The sequence below is a fragment of the Cupriavidus sp. 01L45 genome, assembly GCF_056399885.1.
Genome location: NZ_JBFTSG010000040.1, coordinates 64,682 through 85,323, shown reverse-complemented (window position 1 = coordinate 85,323; position 20,642 = coordinate 64,682). Strand labels below are relative to the sequence as shown.

Genomic DNA, 20,642 nt, shown 5'->3' with positions numbered 1-20,642 from the left:
GGCCAACATCGCCTACAACCTTCTCAAGGTCGCGGCGGGCAACAATGTGGCGATCGGACCGATCCTGCTCGGGGTCAAGGCGCCGGTGCACATCCTGACGCCGTCGGCGACGGTGCGGCGTATCGTCAATATGACGTCGCTGGTGGTAGTGGGCGCCGCGGCAATGCAATCGCCCAAGGACTGAGTCGCCGGGTACCGGCGCCAGAAGCAAGCGATCACCGCCGGGACTGCGGATGCCCGGCGGTGATCAGCGATACATGAAAGCCAGCAGGGGGCAAGCCTTGTCCGATGCGCGAGCCCCCTCCCCTCACAGCTCGTTCTGGATGCGTTTGTAGCCGCTTACAAACTGATTGTTCGTACGTGCGACATCTTCAGAGAATTCGGCGGCATCCGCTGTCACTCGCGGGATCTGTTCCAGATCCGTTGCCGGCCCGATCCGCTCCGTGGACGGCACATGGAATCCGCGCGGCAGGCGGCAGCCATCCACCACGGCGTTGTGCCGCACAACGCAGTCATGGCCGACCGAGCAGTTGTACAGGACACTGTTGAATCCGATAAAGACGCGGTCCCCCACGTCGCAGGGTCCGTGGACGATGGCGCGGTGGGCAATGGACGTGTCCGACCCGATCAGCACCGCCGCACCCGCCCGGGAATGAATGATTACCCCATCCTGGATATTTGAGTTCGCGCCGATGACGATCGGCTGCATGCCGCCGTCCGGCCCGACCTCATCCGCCCGGATAACGACATAGGGTCCGATGAACACATTCTCACGGACCACCACGCGCCCGCAAATGATTGCGGTGGGGTCGACAAATGCACTCTCGTGAATAACCGGTAAATCTCCGCTTGGGTTCTTTCGAATCACAGCATGGTCCCTTGGCATGTTTTATCGCAGTGCATGGTCAAGGGCATCCCGCGGAGCACCCCGTCCCGCACAGTCTCCGCGCGCACTGGCGCCTGGCATGAGCACCATACAGCGGCGCCACCGGCTCAGGCAACGGAAAGGCGGCCGCCGGCGAATATTTCAATCCCGCTTGATCGTATTTCAAGGCACTTCGTTTTTATTCAAAGCGACGGACGAATACGAGCCTAATGATTACGGGCTCAATGATTCGTGAAATACTTTCAAAGCACTCCCATACTGCCGCTCCCGATTCTCAACGCATACTAGCGTCATCCGTTTTTGAGAAACCCAGCGAGAGCGATTATGTCCAACTCCCCGTTGATCACCGGCTTCGATGTGCGCCCGGTCATTGTTCCACTGCACCCTCCCCTGCGAACCGCAAGCGGTGTCATGGCGACCGCGCCGCTGGTGCTGCTCGATATCAAGACCAGCAGCGGCATCGCCGGCAGCGCGTACATCTTCACGTATACGCCGCTCGTCCTGCGGGGCATTGTCCAGGTACTGAAAGACGTCCTGCCGGTGATGGAGTCATGGGCACTCGAACCGCGGGCGAATATGGAAGCGCTCCGGCGCAAGTTCGTCCTGATCGGCACGCCAGGCCTCCTCGACATGGCCCTGGCTGCGATCGACATGGCCCTGTGGGACGCACATTCGCGCGTCATCGGACTGCCGCTGGTGCGGGTGCTCGGTGGCACGCCGTCAAAGACCGTTGCCTATGCGAGCTTCGGCATGGAGCGTCCGAATGATGCCGCGCCGCTGATCGAAGCCGCCGTGCGGGCGGGCTTCCGCGCCATCAAGATCAAGATTGGGTACCCGACCCTGGAGGAAGACCTCCGGGCCGTGCGCGCCGCCAGGGCACTGATCGGCACGGACGGCAAGCTGATGGTCGACTACAACCAGTCCCTGTCCGTCCCCGAATCCATCCGCAGGGGCGAGGCCCTCGACGAAGAGGGCATCGAGTGGATAGAGGAACCGACAAGGTACGACGATTTCGCCGGCCACGCGAAGATCGCCGCCGCGGTCAGGACCCCCATTCAGCTTGGCGAGAACCTCTACGGCCCGCGCGAGGTGCTCCGCAGCATCCAGCAAGCGTCATCGGACCTCATGATGCTCGACCTGATGAAGATCGGCGGCGTATCGGGCTGGCTCGACGCCTCGGCGGTCTGTGCCGCTACCGCCATCCCGGTCTCCACGCACTTCTTCCAGGAGGCGAGCGCGCATCTCCAGAGCCTTACCCCGACCGCGCACTACCTGGAGTACTTCGGGCTCGCTGACGCGGTCCTGCTGGATCCCTTGCAGGTAACCGAAGGCGCTGTCGAGCCCGGCGAGCTTCCCGGACTGGGCATCCGGTGGAACGAAGACGCGATCCGCCGTTTCGCCGCCTGATTTTCCTGGTGCCCGGTTCCCGGAACCCGGCTTTCGAACGCCAGCGCCCGAATGTTCAGGCACCCAAGGCACCTAAAGCAGCTAAAGCACCCAACTGCCGGCAACGGCATTTCTTTCGGAGACAACCTCAAATGAAAACCTATCCCAAGTTCAAAGCCGCCGCGTGCCATGCGGCACCGATCTACTTCAATACGCCGGCGACCGTCGACAAGGCCTGCGCATGGATCGCCGAAGCCGCCGGCAACGGCGCCGAGCTCATCGCGTTTCCGGAAGCCTTCATCTCTTCCTTCCCGGTCTGGTCCGGCGTCTGGGCGCCGGTGGATGTGCATGAGTTCTTCGTCAAGCTGGCCTCGTCGGCAGTGGAAGTGAATGGCCCCGAGGTCAGGCAGATCCGCGATTGCGCCAAGCGGCACGGTGTCTTTGTTTCACTGGGCATCAACGAGGGCACGCCGATCAGCCCCGCCTGCATCTGGGACACCAACATCCTGATCGGCGACGACGGGTCCATCCTGAATGCACACCGCAAGCTCGTTCCCACGTATTGGGAGAAGCTCACGTGGACACCGGGCGACGGTAACGGCCTGCGCGTGTCGGACACCCGCATCGGCCGCATCGGTGCGCTGGTTTGCGGCGAGAACACCAATGCCCTCGCACGCTTTACGCTGCTCGCGCAAGGTGAAAACGTGCACGTTTCGTCCTTCTCTCCGCGCTGGCCGACCAATCCGCCGGGAGAGTCGGGCTACGACCTTGAAGCGGCGATCCGCCTGCGCGCCGGCGCGCACGCCTTCGAAGGCAAGCTCTTCAATATCGTGGCATCGGGCTTTCTTCCCCCCGAAGCCATCGACATGATCAGCCGCGACAATTCCAGGGCTCGCCAGTTGCTCGAAGAGTCGCCGAAGAGCGTTTCCATGATCCTGGGACCGGATGGCCAGCCCATCAGCGAGGTGATCCGCGACGAGGAAGGCATCGTCTATGCGGATATCGACCTCGCGAAATGCGTGGTGCCGAAGCAGTTCCAGGACGTGGTCGGCTACTACAACCGCTTCGATGTGTTCCAGTTGAAGGTCAACCGGCGCGCGCTGGCGCCAGTTGAATTCTCCTCGCATCCGGAGGAGCGCACTGCCGGGGCCGAGGACGACGACCTGAACGATCTCCTCTTCAATTCCGCGGGCACCGTCCCCGCGCGGCACAATGCCTGACCCGAAGCGCGATGGCGCGCTATTGCGATAGTGCACTAGTCAATATTGCAATGGTCAATCGCGGTCCGGCCCCCCAGCGCCGGACCGCCGATCTCTTCACGGCGTGAATTAAAACCAGTCTGAAACCACTCCGTGCCCCACCGGCGAAGTATCGAAACATATCGATTCAGCCGCATAAAAATGCATTGCTAGGAGACAAACATGGCATGGAGTCAAATCTATGATCCATTGGGAAGCCCGTTGCTCTCGACACTCGTCGCAGCGATCCCGATCGTCGTACTGTTGGCCGCACTGGCCTTCTTTCACATTCAAGCGCACCTGGCCGCGGGCCTGGCCCTGCTGGCCGGCGGCGTCGTTGCCTGCACGGTCTTCGGGATGCCGGCGAGCATGGCGGGAAAGGCAGCCGCATACGGCATTGCCTCCGGCCTCTTCCCGATCGGCTGGATCGTCCTCAACATCATCTTCCTGCACCGGCTGACCACGCAGAACGGCTTCTTCAAGGCGCTCCAGAATTCGATCTCCGGGGTCACGGAAGACAAGCGCATCCAGCTATTGCTGGTCGCGTTTTGTTTTGGCGCCTTTTTTGAAGGCGCCGCCGGATTCGGCACGCCGGTCGCGGTCACTGGCGCCATCCTGATCGGCTTTGGCTTCTCCCCGCTCGCCGCATCCGGGCTCGCGCTGATCGCCAATACGGCGCCGGTGGCATTCGGCGCGCTTGGCTCCCCTGTCCTTGCCCTCGCTTCCGTCACGGGGCTGGATCTCTTGCAACTTTCGGCCATGATCGGAAGGCAGTTGCCCTTCTTCTCGGTCCTGGTGCCGTTCTGGCTGATCTGGGCGTTTGCCGGTTTCCGGGGCATGAAAGAGATCTGGCCGGCCATCCTGGTCGCAGGTGTCAGCTTCGCGGTCCCGCAGTATCTCGTTTCCAATTTCCACGGGCCCTGGCTTGTCGACGTCATCTCCTCGCTCGTCTCCATGAGCTGCCTGGCCCTGTTCATGAAGGTCTGGAAGCCCCGCAAGATCTGGACATCCGCAAAGCTGTTCAACCGTCACGATGATTCCAGGGTCGAGAACCACGAGCCGCCGCAAACGGAAGCCCCGGAACGCCGCATCTCCGCGGCGAAGGCGTGGATGCCGTGGGTCATCCTGACTGTGTTTGTCTTCCTGTGGGGGATTCCGCAGGTCAAGAAGTCCCTGGATGTCCTCTGGACCTGGAAATACAGCATCCCCGGCCTGGACAAAATGGTGCTCAAGATGCCGCCGGTGGTCGCCGCGGCGATTCCCGAATCGGCCGTGTACTCGTTCAACGTCCTGTCGATGGCCGGCACCGGCATCCTGGTCGCGTCGGTGATCGGCGGCATCCTGATGGGATACTCGCTGCCCAGGCTGCTGCGGGAGTACTGGCAGACCATCAAGCTGGTCCGGTATTCGCTGCTGACCATCTGCGCCATGTTCGGCGTGGGCTACCTGACCAAGTTCTCCGGCCTGGACGCGACGCTGGGGCTTGCCTTTGCCCATACCGGTGTCCTCTATCCGCTCTTCGGCACGATGCTCGGCTGGCTTGGCGTGGCGCTGACCGGATCGGACACGGCCGCCAACGTGCTGTTCGGCGGCCTGCAGAAGACCACCGCTGAACAACTCGGCCTGTCGCCGTACCTGATGGCATCCGCCAACAGCTCAGGCGGCGTCATGGGGAAGATGATCGATGCGCAATCCATCGTGGTTGCCTCGACCGCCACCAAGTGGTACGGGCATGAAGGCGACATCTTGCGCTACGTCTTCTTCCACTCCCTGATCCTGGCCGTTCTCGTTGGACTCTTCATTACGCTGCAGGCGTATGTCTACCCGTTCACGCAGATGGTCATCCATTAGCTTGGCGCCTGCCCCTTCCCCAAAGAGGCAAGCATTTGGCCGATCCCCCGGATCGGCTTTTTTCCCTCGCCGCTTTCCCTATCACGAGGCAGGATTCCATGCATACGCGGATCGATCTCTACAGCGACACTAAGACCCGGCCTTCGCCCGGCATGCGCGCGGCAATGGCGGGCGCCACCGTTGGCGACGAACAAGCCGGCGAGGACCCGACGACGCTGGCCCTCTGCGCACGGGTAGCCGGTCTCCTGGGCATGGAGGCCGGCGTCTTTCTTCCGTCCGGGACGATGGCCAACCTGGTCGCGATCCTGGTGCATGCCCGGCCCGGCGACGAGCTGATCGCGGACAGCCAGTCTCACATCGTGTGCACCGAGGCCGCCGGTGCCGCCGCGATTGGCGGAGTCGCCGTCTATCCGCTCGAATCGCCGCACGGCATCTTCGATGCGGCACAGGTCGCCGGCGCGATCCGTCCGCGTGGCCGTACCTCGCCGCGAACCGCCATGCTGTGCGTCGAGCAGACGACCAATTTCGCCGGCGGCGCAGTCTGGAGCATCGGGCAACTGAAGGGCGTGCGCGATGTGGCGCAAGATGCCGGCCTGGCATGCCACATGGACGGCGCCCGCCTGCTGAACGCCAGCGCCGCTACCGGCATGGCGCCGTCGGACTATGCACAGGGATGGGATAGCGCGTGGATCGACCTGACCAAAGGACTTGGGTGCCCTGTCGGGGCCGTGCTATGCGGCACCGGGCGTTTCATCGAGCGCGCGTGGGAATGGAAGTACCGCCTGGGCGGCGCCATGCGCCAGTCCGGCGTCCTCGCGGCAGCCGGACTGTATGCACTGGACAACCACCTGGAACAATTGCCCCGGGATCATGAGAATGCCGCGCTGATTTGGCGGGCGCTGGCCGCCAGCCAGCTCTTCCGCTTCGATCCGCCGGTGCCGCAGACCAACATCCTGCGCTTCGCGTTCTCCGACGCCAGGATCGACAATGCGGGATTCGCCGGACGATGCCTTGAACGCGGCGTGAGGGTCCGGGCTATCGACCGTGGCTTCGTGCGCGTCACCACCCACCTCGACATCTCCGCCGATATGGCGGCGGCCGCTGCCGCCACGATGCTGTCGGTTGCCCACGAGATGCGCGGCGGAGCCTCAGGCGGTTGATTCAGGCTGATTCAGGCTGATTCCGGCTTACTTCAACGGATTGCGCAATATGTCGGTCATCCAGCGGACGAACTTCACAATATCGCTCCCCTCTTCGCATCCCGGCGGGTAGGTGATGTAGTACGCGTAGATCGAGCGCACCTGAAGGTCGAACAAGGGAACCAGGACGCCCGAACTGATCCAGCTCCGCGCCATCCTGTTGCGCGCCAGTGCAACGCCCTGGCCGTTCACCGCCGCTTCCAGCATCAGCCCGAGGTCGACAAACTGCGCGCCGATGCTCGGCTCCGGCCAGTCCAGCCCGGCGGCCACCAGCCAGGGCCGCCAGGGCTCAAGCGGACAACGCAGGAGGCGTGCCGTGGATAGTTTCTCGGGCGACTGGAATGGTCCGACATCGCGAAGGTAGCTGGGACTGCAGACAGGAAAGACCGGCTCATCCAGTATCTTCACCGTTTCGAGGCCCGGATAATTTCCTGTGCCAAAGCGGATCTCGATATCCGCATTCTCGGATTTGAGCCCCACCAGCGGCACGGACAGCTGAAGAATCAGCTCGATATCGGGGTGCGCATCCTGGAAACCGGTGAGATGCGGCACCAGCACCTGGCGCGCAAAGGTCGGCGGTGCGGCGACGCGCAACTGGCGGATCTCTCCGGCCGACCTTGGCCGGGCGCTGTAGTGGCTCAACGCGTTCAGCGCTTCCTTCACCACTTCGAGATACTCGGACCCTCGCGCCGTCAGGGTGAACCCGCCCTGGACCGAATTGAAAAGCTCGATGCCCATGACGTCTTCAAGCTGGCGGATGCGATGACTGATCGCACTGGGCGTGACGCACAATTCTTGCGCCGCCAACGTCCCGCTGCGCAGCCGCGCGACGGCTTCGAACGCGGTCAGGCATTGCAGCGGTGGAACTCTATACGTCATGGAAAGTGCTCACGAGTGTACCTACCCCAACCGCTGCGGATGCGACGGACAACAGGCGTTCAGAGCTACGCGAGGGAGGAGAACCCGAGACGCCGGAGCACACTATCGGGGCGTATCCTCCATGCCCGGTGCGCGTATGCCTGCGGCAACGGAACCTCGCGCAAGTATAACCGCACAGGTCGTGCGCGTTGCCGACGGGGCTTCACCGGCGCGGTCCAGCGGGCGATCGCGGTTTCGCAATCGCCGCGGGACAACACAGGTCAGCCCGCGCGCAGCAAGGCATCGAAATCCTCGTCGAGCGCGGACGCCAGCAAGCGGGCAACATGCACCGCCGGCGTACCCGTCCCGTCATGGATCTGGTGACGGCAGCTCGTTCCATCGGCGACGACAACCGCGTCGCTGCCGGCGCTTCGGACCGCTGGCAGCAGGGATAGCTCCGCCATGGCCCTGGACGCTTCAAAGTGCTCCGCTTCATAACCGAAGCTGCCAGCCATTCCGCAGCAAGACGACTCCACCGTGTCGACCTTGAGTCCCGGAATCCATTTCAATACCGTCTGTACCGGGCGGAAGGCATCGAACGCCTTCTGGTGGCAATGGCCATGCACAAGCACCTTGTTGCCGGGAATGCCTGTGAGCTTGAGCGCCAGCCGGCCGGCTTCCTTCTCCGCCACCAGGAACTCCTCGAACAGGTAGGCGGACTTCGCCAGGCGCCGGGCTTCGTCGCCGAATCCGTAGCTCAGGAACTCGTCCCGCAGGGAGAGCAGACAGGATGGTTCCAGTCCGACGATGGGTACACCGGCAGCGACGTAAGGCTTCAAGGCATCCAGTGCGCGCCTTGCCTCGGCTTTGGCTTCGTCGACAAGGCCCGCCGCCAGGAAGGTGCGCCCGCAGCAAAGCGGCCGCTGGTCCGGCGAGACACTGAAGTGAACGTCATACCCGGCCGCGCTCAGCACACGCTCCGCGGCAACCGCGTTCGCCGGCTCCATATAGTTGTTGAACGTATCGACAAAGAGCAAGACGGTCTTCTCGCCGATCGCTGTCCGGCCTGCCGTCTTGCGCCTCGACAGAAACGAACGCTCGAAGCGCGGCAGCGACCGCTCGGGAGCAAAACCGATCCAGCGCTTCATCAGCGAGGACAGCACCGGGATCCGGTCCGCCAGGTTGACCAGCGGCGCGAACTTGCTCGCCAGCGGCGCATAGCGCGGCATGAATGCCACCAGGCGGTCGCGTAATCCCAGTCCGTGCCGTTGCGTCCAGGCCGAGCGCGCCTCGATCTTTACCTTCGCCATGTCCACGCCGGTCGGGCAGTCCCGCTTGCAGCCCTTGCAGGAAACGCAGAGGTCCAGCACTTCCTTGACCTCGGGGCTGGCCAGCCCTTCCGCCCCCAGCTGGCCGGACAATGCCAGCCGCAGGGTGTTGGCGCGCCCGCGGGTCACGTGCTTTTCATCCTTCGTCACGCGGTAGCTGGGACACATGGTGCCGGCATCGAACTTCCGGCAGTGGCCGTTGTTGTTGCACATCTCCACGGCCTTCGCCAGCCCCTGGGCGCGGTCGCCGCCCAGGCCGGGGGCGGTCTCCACGCCCGAGATGGGGTCCCGCATGACATTCCATGCGGTCCAGTCGAGCGCGGGCTGCAGCGCGATCGCCTGGTACTCCGGGGAGTAGCGGAAGTGCCGGCTGTCGTCCATGCGCGGCGGCTGGACAATCTTGTCCGGGTTGAAACGGTTATCCGGGTCGAACAGCGACTTGATCTCCCGGAATGCCTGGTGGATCCTGGGGCCGTACTGCCACGCCACCCATTCGCCCCGGCACAGTCCGTCCCCATGCTCGCCAGAGAACGCGCCCTTGTACTCGCGGACCAGCTCGGCGGCCTCCTCGGCAATGGCCCGCATTTTCGCGGCGCCATCGCGCCGCATGTCCAGGATCGGCCGGACATGCAGGGTACCCACGCTGGCGTGGGCGTACCAGGTTCCTTCCGTGCCATGCCGATGGAACACGCCGGTAAGACGGTCGGTGTACTCCGCCAGGTGCTCAAGCGGTACCGCGCAGTCTTCGATGAAGGAGACGGGCTTGCCATCGCCTTTCATGCTCATCATGATGTTCAGGCCGGCTTTCCGGACTTCCCACAAGGCCTTTTGCTGCCCCATGTCGGCCATTGGCTTGACCGAGCCGGGCAAGCCCAGGTCGCCCATCAACTCGACCAGGCCATCCAGTTGCCTGAGCAGGGAATCCTGCTGCTCGCCCGCGAACTCCACCAGCAGGATGGCCTGTGGATTGCCGACCAGCGCCTTCTCGATCACCGGGCGGAAGGCGGGATTGCCCATCGCCAGGTCGATCATCGTCCTGTCGACCAGTTCCACCGCGCACGGACCCAGCTTGACGATGTGCTGGGTCATATCCATTGCCTGGTAGAAGGTGGGGAAGCTGACGACGCCCAGGACTTTATGCGCCGGGAGCGGCGAGAGCCTGAGCGTGAGCTGCCGGCTTACCGCCAGCGTCCCTTCGGACCCGACCAGGATATGCGCCAGGTTGGCCAGGCCATCGTCCGTGTATGACCGCGGATTCTGGCAATCGAAGATATCGATGTTGTAGCCACCGACCCGGCGCAACACCTTCGGGACCCGCTCGACAATCTCGCGATTCTCGCGTTCGGCGATGTGCCGCAGTCCCGCCAGTATCTCGCCCAGCCGCCCCGGCTGCGGATCGCCGCGCACCGAAGCAAAACTGGCCTGCGTGCCGTCGGCAAGGACAGCGTCGATGGCGTGCACGTTGTGCACCATGTTGCCGTACTCGATCGAGCGGGAGCCGCACGAATTGTTGCCTGCCATGCCGCCGATCGTACATTGCGCCCCCGTGGAGACGTCCACCGGGAACCACAAGCCATGCGGCTTCAGCCAGGCATTCAGGTGGTCCAGGACAATGCCCGGCTCAACGGTGACCAGCCTGGCCTGCGCATCGAAGCTGACTACGTTATTGAGCCATTTGCTGTTGTCGATGACGAGCGCCTCGCCCACGGTCTGGCCGCACTGGCTGGTCCCCGCCCCTCGCGCCAGGATCGGGGCTCCGCTATCCCTTGCTATGTCCAGCGCCAGGATCAGATCGGCCTGGTCGCGCGGCACCACGACGCCCAGGGGCATGATCTGGTAGATCGACGCGTCGGTGGAGTACCGCCCACGGCTGGCGGCATCGAAGAGTACGTCCCCCCTGAGTTCCTTGCGGAGAAGCCTGGCGAGCGGACTGCCTGAACCGGCACGCGAAGGCACGAGATGAACGGGTTTCACCAGCGGAGACGGGGATAGGATAGTCATGATAGGTGGCGGTGGGCCTGGCGGATGCCGGCCACGCGAGCGGGGCTTCGGCGAGACCACGAAAATGTCTCGGGGGAAGCCCGGCCGCGCTGACGGAAGATGAAGTGAATGCGGCCTGGTCCGGGCACCCGTCCCGGACCGTCAGTCACATCCCTGGCGCTGCGCTAACGGGTGGCCTTCAGCTTTTGACCAGCGGTGGAACGACCTGATCGCCAAGGAATTCCATCGCCGCCAGCACGCCACTGGCGGCGGTCTTCACGCCGGAGATCTTCAGGCCCATCTCGCATCCCGCGAGCGCCCCGACCAGCGTCAGGTCATTGCAGTCGCCCAGATGGCCGATCCGGAACATCCGGCCACGCAACTTGCCCAGCCCGGCGCCCAGGGAAATATCGAAGCGCTCGTAGGTATTCCTGCGGACCACGTCGGCATCGACACCATCCGGCATCATGACGCCGGTCAGCACGGGGCTGTACACCGCGGCGTCCACGCACTGGATTTCGAGCCCCCAGGCCCGCACCGCGCGCCGGCATGCCTCGGCAAGACGCTTGTGGCGGGCAAAGACATGCTGAAGCCCCTCCGTCTCGATCATGTCCAGCGCTTCCGACAAGCCATAGAGCAGATTCGTATTCGGCGTATAGGGCCAGTATCCGGTCTTGTTCATCTCCAGGATCTCAGACCAGCCGAAGAAACTGCGGGGCAACGTGGCGTGACGGCTGGTCTCGATGGCCTTGGGGGACAGCGCATTGAAGCTGATCCCCGGTGGCAGCATCAGGCCCTTCTGCGAACCGGAGATGGTCACGTCCACGCCCCATTCATCATGCCGGTAGTCCGCCGAGCCAAGGCTGGAGATCGTATCCACCATCAGCAGCGCCGGATGCCCGGCGGCATCGATGGCGGCCCGTACCGCCGCGATATTCGAGGTCACGCCCGTCGACGTCTCATTGTGGACGACGCAAACCGCCTTGATTTCATGCCGCGTGTCAGCGCGCAACCGTTCTTCGATCATCGGGGCATTCACGCCGCGCCGCCATCCCTCGATGCCGGGAAGCCCGAGAAACTCGGGCTGCAGGCCGAGACTGCGCGCCATCTTGTCCCACAGCGTCGCAAAATGTCCCGTCTCGTACATCAGGACCTTGTCACCCGCGCTCAGGGTGTTCACCAGCGCGGCCTCCCAGGCGCCGGTTCCGGACGCGGGATAAATGATGACCGGATGCCGCGTCTGGAAGATCTTCTTGATACCATCGAGCACCTTCAGGCCAAGCGCGCCGAACTCGGGTCCGCGATGGTCGATCGTCGGATAGCTGATCGCCCGCAGGATCCTGTCGGGGACAGGACTCGGCCCCGGAATTTGAAGAAAGTGGCGACCGGAAGGATGAAAATCCAGCTTAAGCATTGCGTTCTCCTCTGATGAATTTTGAATACAATTCAATTTAGCAGAACGATCTCCATAAATCCGGCAAGCCGGCTTGAAGTTTTCTCAATCCCGTTTGAGCATCGATTTGCCGACATTTCCGTTAGTATTTCCGCACAAGGAAGCTAATTGGAGTCCTGCATGCAAACGGCACCGCCGCCGGCCCGCCCCGGATCCGCGCCATTGCTCCCGAAGGTGATGCGCCAACGCCTCCATGACGCGGTGGTGGACCATATCAGGAGTCTCATTGTCGAAGGCAAGCTGGTGGCCGGCCAGAAGATGAATGAGCGCGAACTCTGCGAGGTCTTTGGCATCTCGCGAACGCCGCTGCGCGAAGCGATGAAGGTGCTTGCTGCCGAAGGACTGATTGAGCTCACCCCCAACCGTGGCGCGTCGGTGGCCAGCATGTCGGCACCCGAGATACGCGAGGCTTTTGAAGTCCTTGGGGGCCTGGAGGCCCTGGCGGGGCAACTCGCGTGCGAGCGGATGACCGACGCGGAGCTGCTGGAAATCAGGCGCCTGCACCACGATATGATCGCGTGCCGCACGCGCAACGATCTTGCCGGCTACTACGCACGGAACCAGACGATCCATGACAGGATCAACGAGGCAGCGCGAAACTCGGCGCTGCGCCAGATCTACCAGACCGTCAACCGGCGCTTGCAGGCGCTGCGATTTCGCTCGAATTTCCAGGCGCCGAAATGGGACAGCGCGGTGCAGGACCACACGCAGATGCTGCTGGCGCTGGAAGCGCGGGACGGCGCCAGGCTTGCCGGGATCCTGCAGCGGCATTTGCTTGATAAGCGGGATGCGGTGTTGGGCACGCAGACGTTGCCGGGTGATGTTTATTCTTGCGAGTCGGGTGCATTTCACGCTTAATGCACTTATATTGCGCGAGCGAAGATGGACGGCAATGGATCGGCAATGGATCTCGATTCTTTTTTCCTGGATTTCAGTGACGATGCCCTGAACGACACGCTCCCATACCTGTGGCCGGATGCTTGTTTGATCCATGTCAACGGCAATTCGCTGGAACTTCCTATGCTCTCCGGATGGCCGTTTCCGCTTGCACGATCCGGGCCGAGGCCGATTACCAGTCCAAACACCTGGTTCCGGAGGCTCAACGGTACGAGTGCAAATTGCAACGGCAGCAACGGAATCGCCAGCGGCAACAACACCTTATATCCGATTGCCCGGCTTGCATTCCGATCCGGATCCCCCCAACGCTAACGGCCCTGAATGACCATGAAACTGCCCTTCGTCACGAGTATGCGAATGCATTCCCTGCTTCTGACTGCAAGCATTGCGCTGACGGTGACGCTGACGGTGATGCCGGCGCGCGCGGAAGGTGGCGCGGGGCTGGCCCAGCAGCTATGCGCGACCTGCCATGGCGCGAGTGGCCGCAGCGACTCGCCCAGGTTTCCGCGACTGGCTGGCCAGACCCCCGAATATCTGCAGGCACAGCTCAAAGGCTTCCGCGATCATGAACGCGGAGAATCCGATGCACGCTCGCACATGTGGGGAATCGCCGCGCAACTCGATAACGCGACGATCCAATCGCTGGCCGACTATTACGGGAGTCAGACGCCGGCGCCGGGTGTGGCCGGCGACCCCGAGCTGACGAGCAAAGGACAAACGATTTTCGAGCAAGGCTTCGCTGACCGCGGGGTGCCCGCCTGTGCTTCCTGCCACGGCGCACGGGCCGAGGGCGCCGGCGCATTCCCGCGACTGGCCGGGCAGCATCGCGCCTATCTGCTACGCCAGATCGAAGTGTTCAAGAACCGTTCGCGCGGCAACTCGCCCGTGATGAGCGCGGTGGCGCACGATTTGAGCTACGACGAGGCCAGCGCCGTGGCCGCCTACTTGCAATCCAGGTGATCGCCTCCCCTTCCAATGCAGGCGGCGGGGTCGGTGCCGCGACCTGCGCGCGCGCCTTATACGCCATTTCGCGACCTCGCGACCGCGTGTAGTCCTCTCTGCACTATAGGGAAGCAGGCAAGACGCAGCCTGCGAATGCCGCGTCTCAGACTGGAGAAGCGCTAAACCTGGGCCGCCCGCGCCTATGAATGGGCTTCTTGTCCTGGATCAAAGTTTACCTGCCGGCTTTGACTAGGTTGGAAGTGTCTTGCGACCGGGTACTGCATGCGTTTCCTGGCATCGCGAACTCCGAGCTTCTCCCGCAGCGTGCGGAGTGAGTGCAACGGCGCGGTGCAGCCGGAACCGGTGTGGCAAAAAGCGGGGCACTGGACGAAATTTCCGGTGCCATGCCGAAGTCGAGGCGGCCGATTGCGAACAGGCGGCCAACGTCCCTCGATCAGCTAAAGCGAAATATCGCCGGCGGCGAGCCGTCCATATTGTTGCAGTGAATTTCATTTCACAAGAGGAGACAGCCATGGAACGGAAGATTCTGGTGCTCAGCCTTCTGGCTATGGCGCTCGCGGCACCGCCCAATCATGCTCAGACTCCGCCGGCGGGCACGGCCCCGGCCGCGGCCGCGGCGAGCGCTGTCGATCAAGGATCGATTCAGGCACTCAAGGACATGGGCGCCTATCTGCAGACATTGAAGCGCTTCCGGGTATCGAACGATCTGACCGCCGAACGGGTGCTGGCGGATGGGCAGAAACTACAGCACATGGCAAGGGCGGATATGGACGTCGTCCGTCCGAACAAGCTGCGCGTCATGATGCTAAGTCCGCGCTCAGAACGCGAACTGATCTACGACGGCAAGACTGTTACCCTCTATACCCCTGCGCAAAAGTATTACTCGTCGGTGGAATTTTCCGACACCATCGGTGGCCTGATCGCCCGGTTGCAGGAAAAGTACGGCGTGGAACTGCCGCTAACAGATCTCTTCATCTGGGGTACCCCCGCCGCGCCACTCGACAAGATCGAGTCCGCAATGAATGCCGGCCAGGACTTTGTCGGAAAGGACCTTTGCGATCATTACGCTTTTCGTCAGGGCAATATCGACTGGCAGATCTGGATTACCACCGGAGGCAAGCCGCTGCCGCGCAAGGTCGTCATCACCAATCGGGCGGATGAAGCCCGTCCGCAATCGGTCTCCCTCCTTGAGTGGAACCTGACGCCGAGCTTCACGGACTCGGTGTTCAGCTTCACGCCGCCGAAAGGCTCTTCCAAGATCGAGATCGTGCCGGTCAAGACAAAGTAAAGGAGCCATCATGAAGAGATCATTCAGCAAGTTGCTTCAGATGCCGCTGGCCTTGCTTGTCCTCGCCAGCTTCGCGTTGGTTCCCGCGGGCGAGGCGGCAGCTCGTGCCGGCGGCGGCGGCGGCGGTGGCGGAGGTGGTGGTGGTGGCGGTGCTCGCGCACAAGCGGCTGGTGGTGGCGGCGGCGGCGCTCACGCGCAAGCGGCTGGCGGCGGTGGTGGCGCCAGGCAGACTGCTCAGGTCAACAATAGCAAGGCCGACGCGCGGACCAACAATGTCCGCAACACCAGTGTGAACAACGTCAACAACGTCAACAAGAATGTCAACGTGAATGTCCAAGGTAATAGTGGCGGTTGGGACAATGACTACCACCCGGTCGGGGCCGCTGTCGCGGTCGGTGCCACGGTTGCCGTGACTTCGGCCATTGTCGGCTCGATGGTGAGAACCGTGCCGCCAGGTTGCGTACCGGTCAACTATAGCGGCATGGTCTACCAGCAATGCGGCACTACCTGGTATCAGCCGCAAGGATCCCAATATGTGGTCGTGAATCCTCCGTATTGACGCCTGCGTGTTCGGCTTCAACATCTCATGGTGATCCCCTACTAAAGCAGACAGCTGGCAGCGACGCGCTCTCGACCTCTGCCAGCCACAAGGCCAGTTCCCACCAGTCCGCCGCGGCGTTCGCGCACGGCCCGCCGCCGAAGGCCGCCAGTGCGGCCTCGATGCGCTGCGCCGTCCCGGCCAGCCCGGCATGTGGTGCCGGCGCGGATCCGACGGCGGCCGGCACCGGCTGTCCCGATAGCCAGCACCACGGCGCGGGACTGTGTCATCAGGACCAGCGACTCCATTTCCAGTTCGACCCCGAGCACACGCACCGTGCCCGCCACACGCCGGATGGGATTGCCACGCGCTTCGGCGATCCGCAGCAGGTTCGCCAGTGCGTCGACGGCGCCCCGGCACGCGCAACCGGCTATGCAGCCGCCTCGACCACCGCCACCGCCCTTTCCGCCGCCGGGGACAGCGTGCGCTGCGCCAGGCGCACGATCACGAACTCCACGGTCATGGCGGGGGTCCCCGCCAGTTCCAGCGGCACGAGCGCGCCGGCCTCCAGTTCGGCCCTGAGCGCGCGCGCGGGCGCCAGCAGGACTGCATCGGAATGCCGCGCCAGGTGCGCCAGTGCGCGAAAGTCGTTGCACTCCACCTGCAAGGGCAGGGTTTCGCCAGGCCGGCAGCCAAGCAGCCTGCGCAGTTGCCCGTGGCCGTACGGCGGCAGCGTCACCGACACCAGGGCGGCCTCGCGCAACAGCGCCGGCGTGACCCGCCCGCGGCTAAGCGGATGGTCCGGGCGCACATACCAGCCCGAGCGCTCCGGCCGCAGCCGCCGAACCTCCAGTTCCGCCACCGGCGGAATCGTGCGGTGCTCCGCCACCAGGAAATCCAGCGTCTCGGCGTGCAAGGCGGCGAGCAGCGCCGGCGCGCTATTTACCTCGGCCGTCACGCGCAACTTGGGCCATTGGCGATTCATGGCGGATAGCACCTCGGGCAGCAGGATGGCCGCGGGAAATGGCCCCATCCCCAGCTGGACGCTGCCGATCTCGTGCTGCTGCACCAGCGCGAGATCGCGCGACAGGCAACGGGTTTCGAACAGGATGCGGCGGGCCCGCTCGGCCACCATGCGCCCCGCCGACGTCAATGTGACCCCGCGCGCGCCGCGGTCGAACAGCGGCATGCCGGCCTCGGCTTCCAGCGCCTGGATGCTGCGGGTCAGCGCGGGCTGGCTCAGGTGCACGCGGCGGGCGGCCGCCGCCAGCGAACCCTCTTCCGCCACCGCGATCAGGTGTTCCAGGCGCTTCAGGTTCAAGACATGCGCTCCATGCATTGCTGGGATAAAAAACTTGCAATTGAATTATAGGTTCCGGTCGACTCCAATAGTCGCCTTGCCCGTTTCACAGAGCCTTGCCATGTCCCTTCGCCGTACCTTGCCCGCCCTGCTGGCGCTCCTCGCCTTCCAGGCTGCCACCGCCCAGACGGCCAGCGCGCCGGCTTCGCCCGCGACCGCCCAGGCCAATGCGGCGTGGCTGCAGGCGCTGCCCTTCGGCGACCGGCAGGATTTCGAGGATGCCCATCGCGGCCTGGTGGCACGCTTCCCCGAAGCCACCATCCGCACCGCGGATGGCCGGGTGGCGTGGGACTTCAACGCCTATGCCTTCGAGCGCGCCGATGCCGCGCCGCCTACGGTCAACCCCAGCCTGTGGCGGCTCGCGCAGCTCAACAACGAAGCGGGCCTGTTCAAGGTCACTGACCGCATCTACCAGGTGCGCGGGGCCGACCTCTCGAACATGAACATCATCGAGGGCGACACCGGCATCATCGTGATGGACCCGCTGATCACCGCCGAGACCGCGAGCGCGGCCCTGGCGCTGTACTACGCGCACCGGCCCCGCAAGCCGGTCGTCGCCGTGATCTACACGCACAGCCATGCCGACCATTTCGGCGGCGCCAAGGGCATCGCCGACGAAGCCGACGTCAAGGCCGGCAAGGTGGCCGTGATCGCGCCGGCCGGCTTCATGGAAGAAGCCGTCAGCGAAAACGTGCTGGCAGGCAACGCCATGAGCCGGCGCGCGCAGTACATGTACGGCACCACCCTGCCCCGCAGCGCGACAGGGCAAGTCGACGCGGGACTGGGCAAGGCCACCTCGCGGGGCACGGTCACGCTGCTCGCACCCACCGACCTGATCGCCAAGACCATCGAGACGCGCCGCGTCGATGGCATCGACATCGAGTTCCAGCTCACGCCCGGCACCGAGGCGCCGGCCGAGATGAACCTCTACTTCCCGCAGATGCGCACCCTGTGCATCGCGGAGAACGCCGCCCGCACCCAGCACAACATCCTGACCATCCGTGGCGCGCAGGTACGCGACGCCAAGGCGTGGTCGTACTACATCGGCCAGGCACTGGCGCGCTATGGCGAGCGCAGCGACATCCTGATCGCGCAGCACCACTGGCCCACCTGGGGCCAGGCGCGCATCAACGAGTTCCTGTCGGACCAGCGCGATATGTACGCCTACCTGAACGACCAGACGCTGCGCCTGATGAACCATGGCATGACGCCCATGGACATTGCCGACACGCTGCGCAAGCTGCCCGAGCCGCTGGCCAGCAAATGGTATGCGCGCGACTACTACGGCTCCATCAGCCACAACGTGCGCGCCGTCTACCAGCGCTACCTGGGCTTCTACGACGGCAATCCCGCCCACCTGAACCCGCTGCCGCCGGTGCAGGGCGCGAAGAAGACGATTGAATGGATGGGCGGGCCGGACGCGGTCCTGGCCAAGGCGCGCGAGGCCTATGCCCGCGGCGAATACCGCTGGGTGGCGCAGATTGGCAATGAACTCGTCTTTGCCGACCCGTCCAACGCGGCGGCCCGCGCGCTGCAGGCCGATGCGCTGGAGCAGCTCGGCTACCAGACCGAGAACGCCACCTGGCGCAACGCCTACCTCACCGGCGCGCAGGAACTGCGCAACGGCGTCAAGCGGGGCGCGTCCGGCGGCACCACATCGCCCGACATGGTGCGCGCGCTGACCGTACCGTACTTCTTCGACTACCTTGCCGTACGCCTGAACGCCGACAAGGCCGCCGGCAAGGCCATGACGCTGAACTGGAACTTCACGGACCTGCGGCAGCGCTACGCCATGACCCTGCGCAACAGTGCGCTGACCTACCTGGCCGACACGCAACATCCGCGGCCCACGGCGTCGCTCACCCTGGACAAGGCCACGCTCGACCGCATCAGCCTCAGGCAACTGACGCTGCCGGAAGCGATCAGCAATGGCAGCATCCGCATTGACGGCGATCCCAAGGCGGTGGCGTCGCTGTTCGGCATGCTGGATAGTTTTGACGGGTACTTCAATATTGTCACGCCGCAGGCGGCGCCTTGAAGGCGCCGCAATCATGGAGAGACCGATGCCGATGCGTGTGACCTGCCCCCTCAGCGCGCTTCTCTTTTGCTGCGTCGCCGCATGCGCAACGCAAGCGCCGGTGGCGCCGGCCAAGCCGGAAACGCCGGCTCCCGCGGCGAATATGCCTGGCTCCGACCGGGATGCGAATGGCTGCATCCCCTCGGCCGGATACGCCTGGTGCACGCGCACCAGGCAATGTGTGCGTCCGGGCGAGCTGGCCCAGAAACAGGGCTTTAAGCTCACCCTGGAATCATTCGACGGCTACTGCGCCAACCCGGAGCAATAGAAGTCTGCCTGCGCGCCGGCGAAAGCTCGCCTCGGCAAACCCGTAATTTCCGGATCGCTATTTCCCCAATCCCTCCTCGAAGAACTGCAGCAGCGCCTGCACCCGTGCCGTACGCCCACGCCGCGTCGGCACCAGCAAAGTCACCGGGGCGCTGTCGAACTCCCAGTCGGCAAGCACGCGGACCAGCGAGCCGCGCGCCACCGCCTCCGCCGTATCCCATTCCGAGCGCAGCACTAGGCCCAGCCCTTGTTCCGCCCACTGGCGGGCGACGCTGCCATCGTTGGTGGTAAAGGCCGGCACGACCCGCAGCGTCTCGCGTGCCGGGGGCCGGCGCGCGGCGCCCGGACCCGGCCGGCGAAAGCGCCACAGCGTCACGTCCTCGTCGTTCTCGCGAATGCAGATGCAGGCGTGTTCCAGCAAGTCGCGCGGCTCGGCGGGCGTACCATGCGCGCGCAGGTAAGCCGGGCTTGCGCACAGCCAGCGCGCATTCGGCGCCAGCGTGCGGGCGATCCAGGATGAGTCCCGTACCGCGCCGATATGGATCACCGCGTCAGAGTCATGGCGGTCGGGCCAGGGCGTTTCCCGAAGGTCCAGTTGCAGGCGCAAGCCGGGATGGCGCTGCGCGAAACGCGCTAGCAGCGGGGCCACGTGGTGCCGCCCGTAGCCAAAGGGGGCGGCGATGCGCAGCGTACCGGTCAGGCGGCTGTCCTCCCGGCGAAAAGACTCTGGCAACGCCTCGAGCTGCGCCAGCAGCGCCGCGCCCTCCTGGGCAAACCGCTCCCCTTCCGGCGTGAGGCTCAGGCGCCTTGCGGTCCGCGTGGCGAGCGCCAGGCCCAGGGTAGCTTCGAGCTTGCGCAGGCGCATCGACAGCGCCGGTGGTGTCACGTTGAGCGCGCGCGCGGCGGCGCTCAGGGACGGCGCTTGCGCCAGCGCTTCGACCAGCCGCAGGTCCTCGATCTGGATCATTCACTTCAGCTTAACGATTGATGTTCCGGTATTTAACCACGAGCCGCATACTCCTTCCTACACTGAGGGCCTGTCACGACTGCCGATTGCCGATTGCCGCTGACAA

17 protein-coding genes are annotated in these 20,642 nt (G+C 64.3%); 11 read left to right on the top strand and 6 right to left on the bottom strand.

All coding sequences use genetic code 11. The annotated features are described in order from the left end of the window. On the top strand, nucleotides 1-184 hold a 184-nt coding region (locus AC1DT6_RS25845; RefSeq protein ID WP_477114998.1), incomplete at its 5' end, for a phosphate acyltransferase. 123 nt (nucleotides 185-307) lie between these two features. Here AC1DT6_RS25845 and AC1DT6_RS25840 read toward each other — a convergent pair. After that, complete coding sequence (locus AC1DT6_RS25840; protein WP_441628424.1) at nucleotides 308-868, bottom strand: LbetaH domain-containing protein; 561 nt, start codon at nucleotides 866-868, stop codon at nucleotides 308-310. A 342-nt stretch (nucleotides 869-1,210) separates the two neighbouring features. Here AC1DT6_RS25840 and AC1DT6_RS25835 point away from each other — a divergent pair, with 342 nt between their 5' ends. The 4 genes from AC1DT6_RS25835 (at nucleotide 1,211) to AC1DT6_RS25820 (ending at nucleotide 6,521) form a co-directional block, all read left to right on the top strand. Beyond that, a complete protein-coding gene (locus AC1DT6_RS25835; protein WP_441628422.1) occupies nucleotides 1,211-2,293 on the top strand; it encodes an enolase C-terminal domain-like protein in 1,083 nt (360 codons plus the stop codon). A gap of 131 nt (nucleotides 2,294-2,424) precedes the next feature. Further along, complete coding sequence (locus AC1DT6_RS25830; RefSeq protein ID WP_045240866.1) at nucleotides 2,425-3,492, top strand: carbon-nitrogen hydrolase family protein; 1,068 nt, start codon at nucleotides 2,425-2,427, stop codon at nucleotides 3,490-3,492. 201 nt (nucleotides 3,493-3,693) lie between these two features. After that, entirely contained in the window at nucleotides 3,694-5,361 is a 1,668-nt protein-coding gene (locus AC1DT6_RS25825) for an L-lactate permease (RefSeq protein ID WP_477111537.1), read from the top strand. 98 nt (nucleotides 5,362-5,459) lie between these two features. Then, nucleotides 5,460-6,521, top strand: coding sequence for a threonine aldolase family protein (locus AC1DT6_RS25820; RefSeq protein ID WP_441628418.1), 1,062 nt, complete (start codon nucleotides 5,460-5,462; stop codon nucleotides 6,519-6,521). Nucleotides 6,522-6,548: 27 nt separating this feature from the next. On the opposite strand, the gene AC1DT6_RS25815 is transcribed toward AC1DT6_RS25820, so the two are convergent. The 3 genes from AC1DT6_RS25815 to AC1DT6_RS25805 all read right to left on the bottom strand — a co-directional run bounded on the left by AC1DT6_RS25815 (nucleotide 6,549) and on the right by AC1DT6_RS25805 (nucleotide 12,140). Beyond that, nucleotides 6,549-7,439: a LysR substrate-binding domain-containing protein gene (locus tag AC1DT6_RS25815; protein ID WP_441628416.1), complete on the bottom strand. Its 891-nt coding sequence runs from the start codon at nucleotides 7,437-7,439 to the stop codon at nucleotides 6,549-6,551. Nucleotides 7,440-7,699: 260 nt separating this feature from the next. After that, entirely contained in the window at nucleotides 7,700-10,747 is a 3,048-nt protein-coding gene (locus tag AC1DT6_RS25810) for an FAD-binding and (Fe-S)-binding domain-containing protein (protein ID WP_477111536.1), read from the bottom strand. A 178-nt stretch (nucleotides 10,748-10,925) separates the two neighbouring features. Then, complete coding sequence (locus AC1DT6_RS25805) at nucleotides 10,926-12,140, bottom strand: pyridoxal-phosphate-dependent aminotransferase family protein (RefSeq protein ID WP_441628412.1); 1,215 nt, start codon at nucleotides 12,138-12,140, stop codon at nucleotides 10,926-10,928. A 159-nt stretch (nucleotides 12,141-12,299) separates the two neighbouring features. Between AC1DT6_RS25805 and AC1DT6_RS25800 the strand changes: the two genes are divergently transcribed. The 5 genes from AC1DT6_RS25800 to AC1DT6_RS25780 all read left to right on the top strand — a co-directional run bounded on the left by AC1DT6_RS25800 (nucleotide 12,300) and on the right by AC1DT6_RS25780 (nucleotide 15,886). Further along, nucleotides 12,300-13,037, top strand: a complete 738-nt coding sequence (locus tag AC1DT6_RS25800; RefSeq protein ID WP_441628410.1) for a GntR family transcriptional regulator — start codon at nucleotides 12,300-12,302, stop codon at nucleotides 13,035-13,037. 45 nt (nucleotides 13,038-13,082) lie between these two features. Next, the gene (locus AC1DT6_RS25795; protein ID WP_441628408.1) at nucleotides 13,083-13,388 is read left to right on the top strand and encodes a hypothetical protein; all 306 of its coding nucleotides are present in this window, start codon (nucleotides 13,083-13,085) and stop codon (nucleotides 13,386-13,388) included. A gap of 45 nt (nucleotides 13,389-13,433) precedes the next feature. Continuing rightward, nucleotides 13,434-14,036 (top strand): c-type cytochrome, encoded by a 603-nt coding sequence (locus AC1DT6_RS25790; RefSeq protein ID WP_441628406.1) that lies wholly within the window; start codon nucleotides 13,434-13,436, stop codon nucleotides 14,034-14,036. Nucleotides 14,037-14,550: 514 nt separating this feature from the next. Then, entirely contained in the window at nucleotides 14,551-15,327 is a 777-nt protein-coding gene (locus tag AC1DT6_RS25785) for a DUF2092 domain-containing protein (RefSeq protein WP_441628404.1), read from the top strand. A gap of 10 nt (nucleotides 15,328-15,337) precedes the next feature. Beyond that, complete coding sequence (locus tag AC1DT6_RS25780) at nucleotides 15,338-15,886, top strand: hypothetical protein (RefSeq protein ID WP_441628402.1); 549 nt, start codon at nucleotides 15,338-15,340, stop codon at nucleotides 15,884-15,886. A gap of 409 nt (nucleotides 15,887-16,295) precedes the next feature. Here AC1DT6_RS25780 and AC1DT6_RS25775 read toward each other — a convergent pair whose 3' ends face one another. Further along, a complete protein-coding gene (locus AC1DT6_RS25775) occupies nucleotides 16,296-17,186 on the bottom strand; it encodes a LysR family transcriptional regulator (protein ID WP_441628400.1) in 891 nt (296 codons plus the stop codon). 100 nt (nucleotides 17,187-17,286) lie between these two features. Here AC1DT6_RS25775 and AC1DT6_RS25770 point away from each other — a divergent pair, with 100 nt between their 5' ends. Then, nucleotides 17,287-19,263, top strand: coding sequence for an alkyl/aryl-sulfatase (locus tag AC1DT6_RS25770; RefSeq protein ID WP_441628398.1), 1,977 nt, complete (start codon nucleotides 17,287-17,289; stop codon nucleotides 19,261-19,263). Nucleotides 19,264-19,627: 364 nt separating this feature from the next. Here AC1DT6_RS25770 and AC1DT6_RS25765 read toward each other — a convergent pair whose 3' ends face one another. After that, nucleotides 19,628-20,536 (bottom strand): LysR family transcriptional regulator, encoded by a 909-nt coding sequence (locus AC1DT6_RS25765; protein WP_441628396.1) that lies wholly within the window; start codon nucleotides 20,534-20,536, stop codon nucleotides 19,628-19,630. Nucleotides 20,537-20,642: the final 106 nt, after the last annotated feature.

What these genes read in the sequence shown, in the direction of transcription:
- AC1DT6_RS25835 (WP_441628422.1), top strand. Translation starts at nt 1,211, where the DNA reads ATGTCCAACTCCCCGTTGATCACCGGCTTCGATGTGCGCCCGGTCATT.
- AC1DT6_RS25830 (WP_045240866.1), top strand. Translation starts at nt 2,425, where the DNA reads ATGAAAACCTATCCCAAGTTCAAAGCCGCCGCGTGCCATGCGGCACCG.
- AC1DT6_RS25825 (WP_477111537.1), top strand. Translation starts at nt 3,694, where the DNA reads ATGGCATGGAGTCAAATCTATGATCCATTGGGAAGCCCGTTGCTCTCG.
- AC1DT6_RS25820 (WP_441628418.1), top strand. Translation starts at nt 5,460, where the DNA reads ATGCATACGCGGATCGATCTCTACAGCGACACTAAGACCCGGCCTTCG.
- AC1DT6_RS25815 (WP_441628416.1), bottom strand. Translation starts at nt 7,439, where the DNA reads ATGACGTATAGAGTTCCACCGCTGCAATGCCTGACCGCGTTCGAAGCC.
- AC1DT6_RS25810 (WP_477111536.1), bottom strand. Translation starts at nt 10,747, where the DNA reads ATGACTATCCTATCCCCGTCTCCGCTGGTGAAACCCGTTCATCTCGTG.
- AC1DT6_RS25805 (WP_441628412.1), bottom strand. Translation starts at nt 12,140, where the DNA reads ATGCTTAAGCTGGATTTTCATCCTTCCGGTCGCCACTTTCTTCAAATT.
- AC1DT6_RS25800 (WP_441628410.1), top strand. Translation starts at nt 12,300, where the DNA reads ATGCAAACGGCACCGCCGCCGGCCCGCCCCGGATCCGCGCCATTGCTC.
- AC1DT6_RS25795 (WP_441628408.1), top strand. Translation starts at nt 13,083, where the DNA reads ATGGATCTCGATTCTTTTTTCCTGGATTTCAGTGACGATGCCCTGAAC.
- AC1DT6_RS25790 (WP_441628406.1), top strand. Translation starts at nt 13,434, where the DNA reads ATGCATTCCCTGCTTCTGACTGCAAGCATTGCGCTGACGGTGACGCTG.
- AC1DT6_RS25785 (WP_441628404.1), top strand. Translation starts at nt 14,551, where the DNA reads ATGGAACGGAAGATTCTGGTGCTCAGCCTTCTGGCTATGGCGCTCGCG.
- AC1DT6_RS25780 (WP_441628402.1), top strand. Translation starts at nt 15,338, where the DNA reads ATGAAGAGATCATTCAGCAAGTTGCTTCAGATGCCGCTGGCCTTGCTT.
- AC1DT6_RS25770 (WP_441628398.1), top strand. Translation starts at nt 17,287, where the DNA reads ATGTCCCTTCGCCGTACCTTGCCCGCCCTGCTGGCGCTCCTCGCCTTC.
- AC1DT6_RS25765 (WP_441628396.1), bottom strand. Translation starts at nt 20,536, where the DNA reads ATGATCCAGATCGAGGACCTGCGGCTGGTCGAAGCGCTGGCGCAAGCG.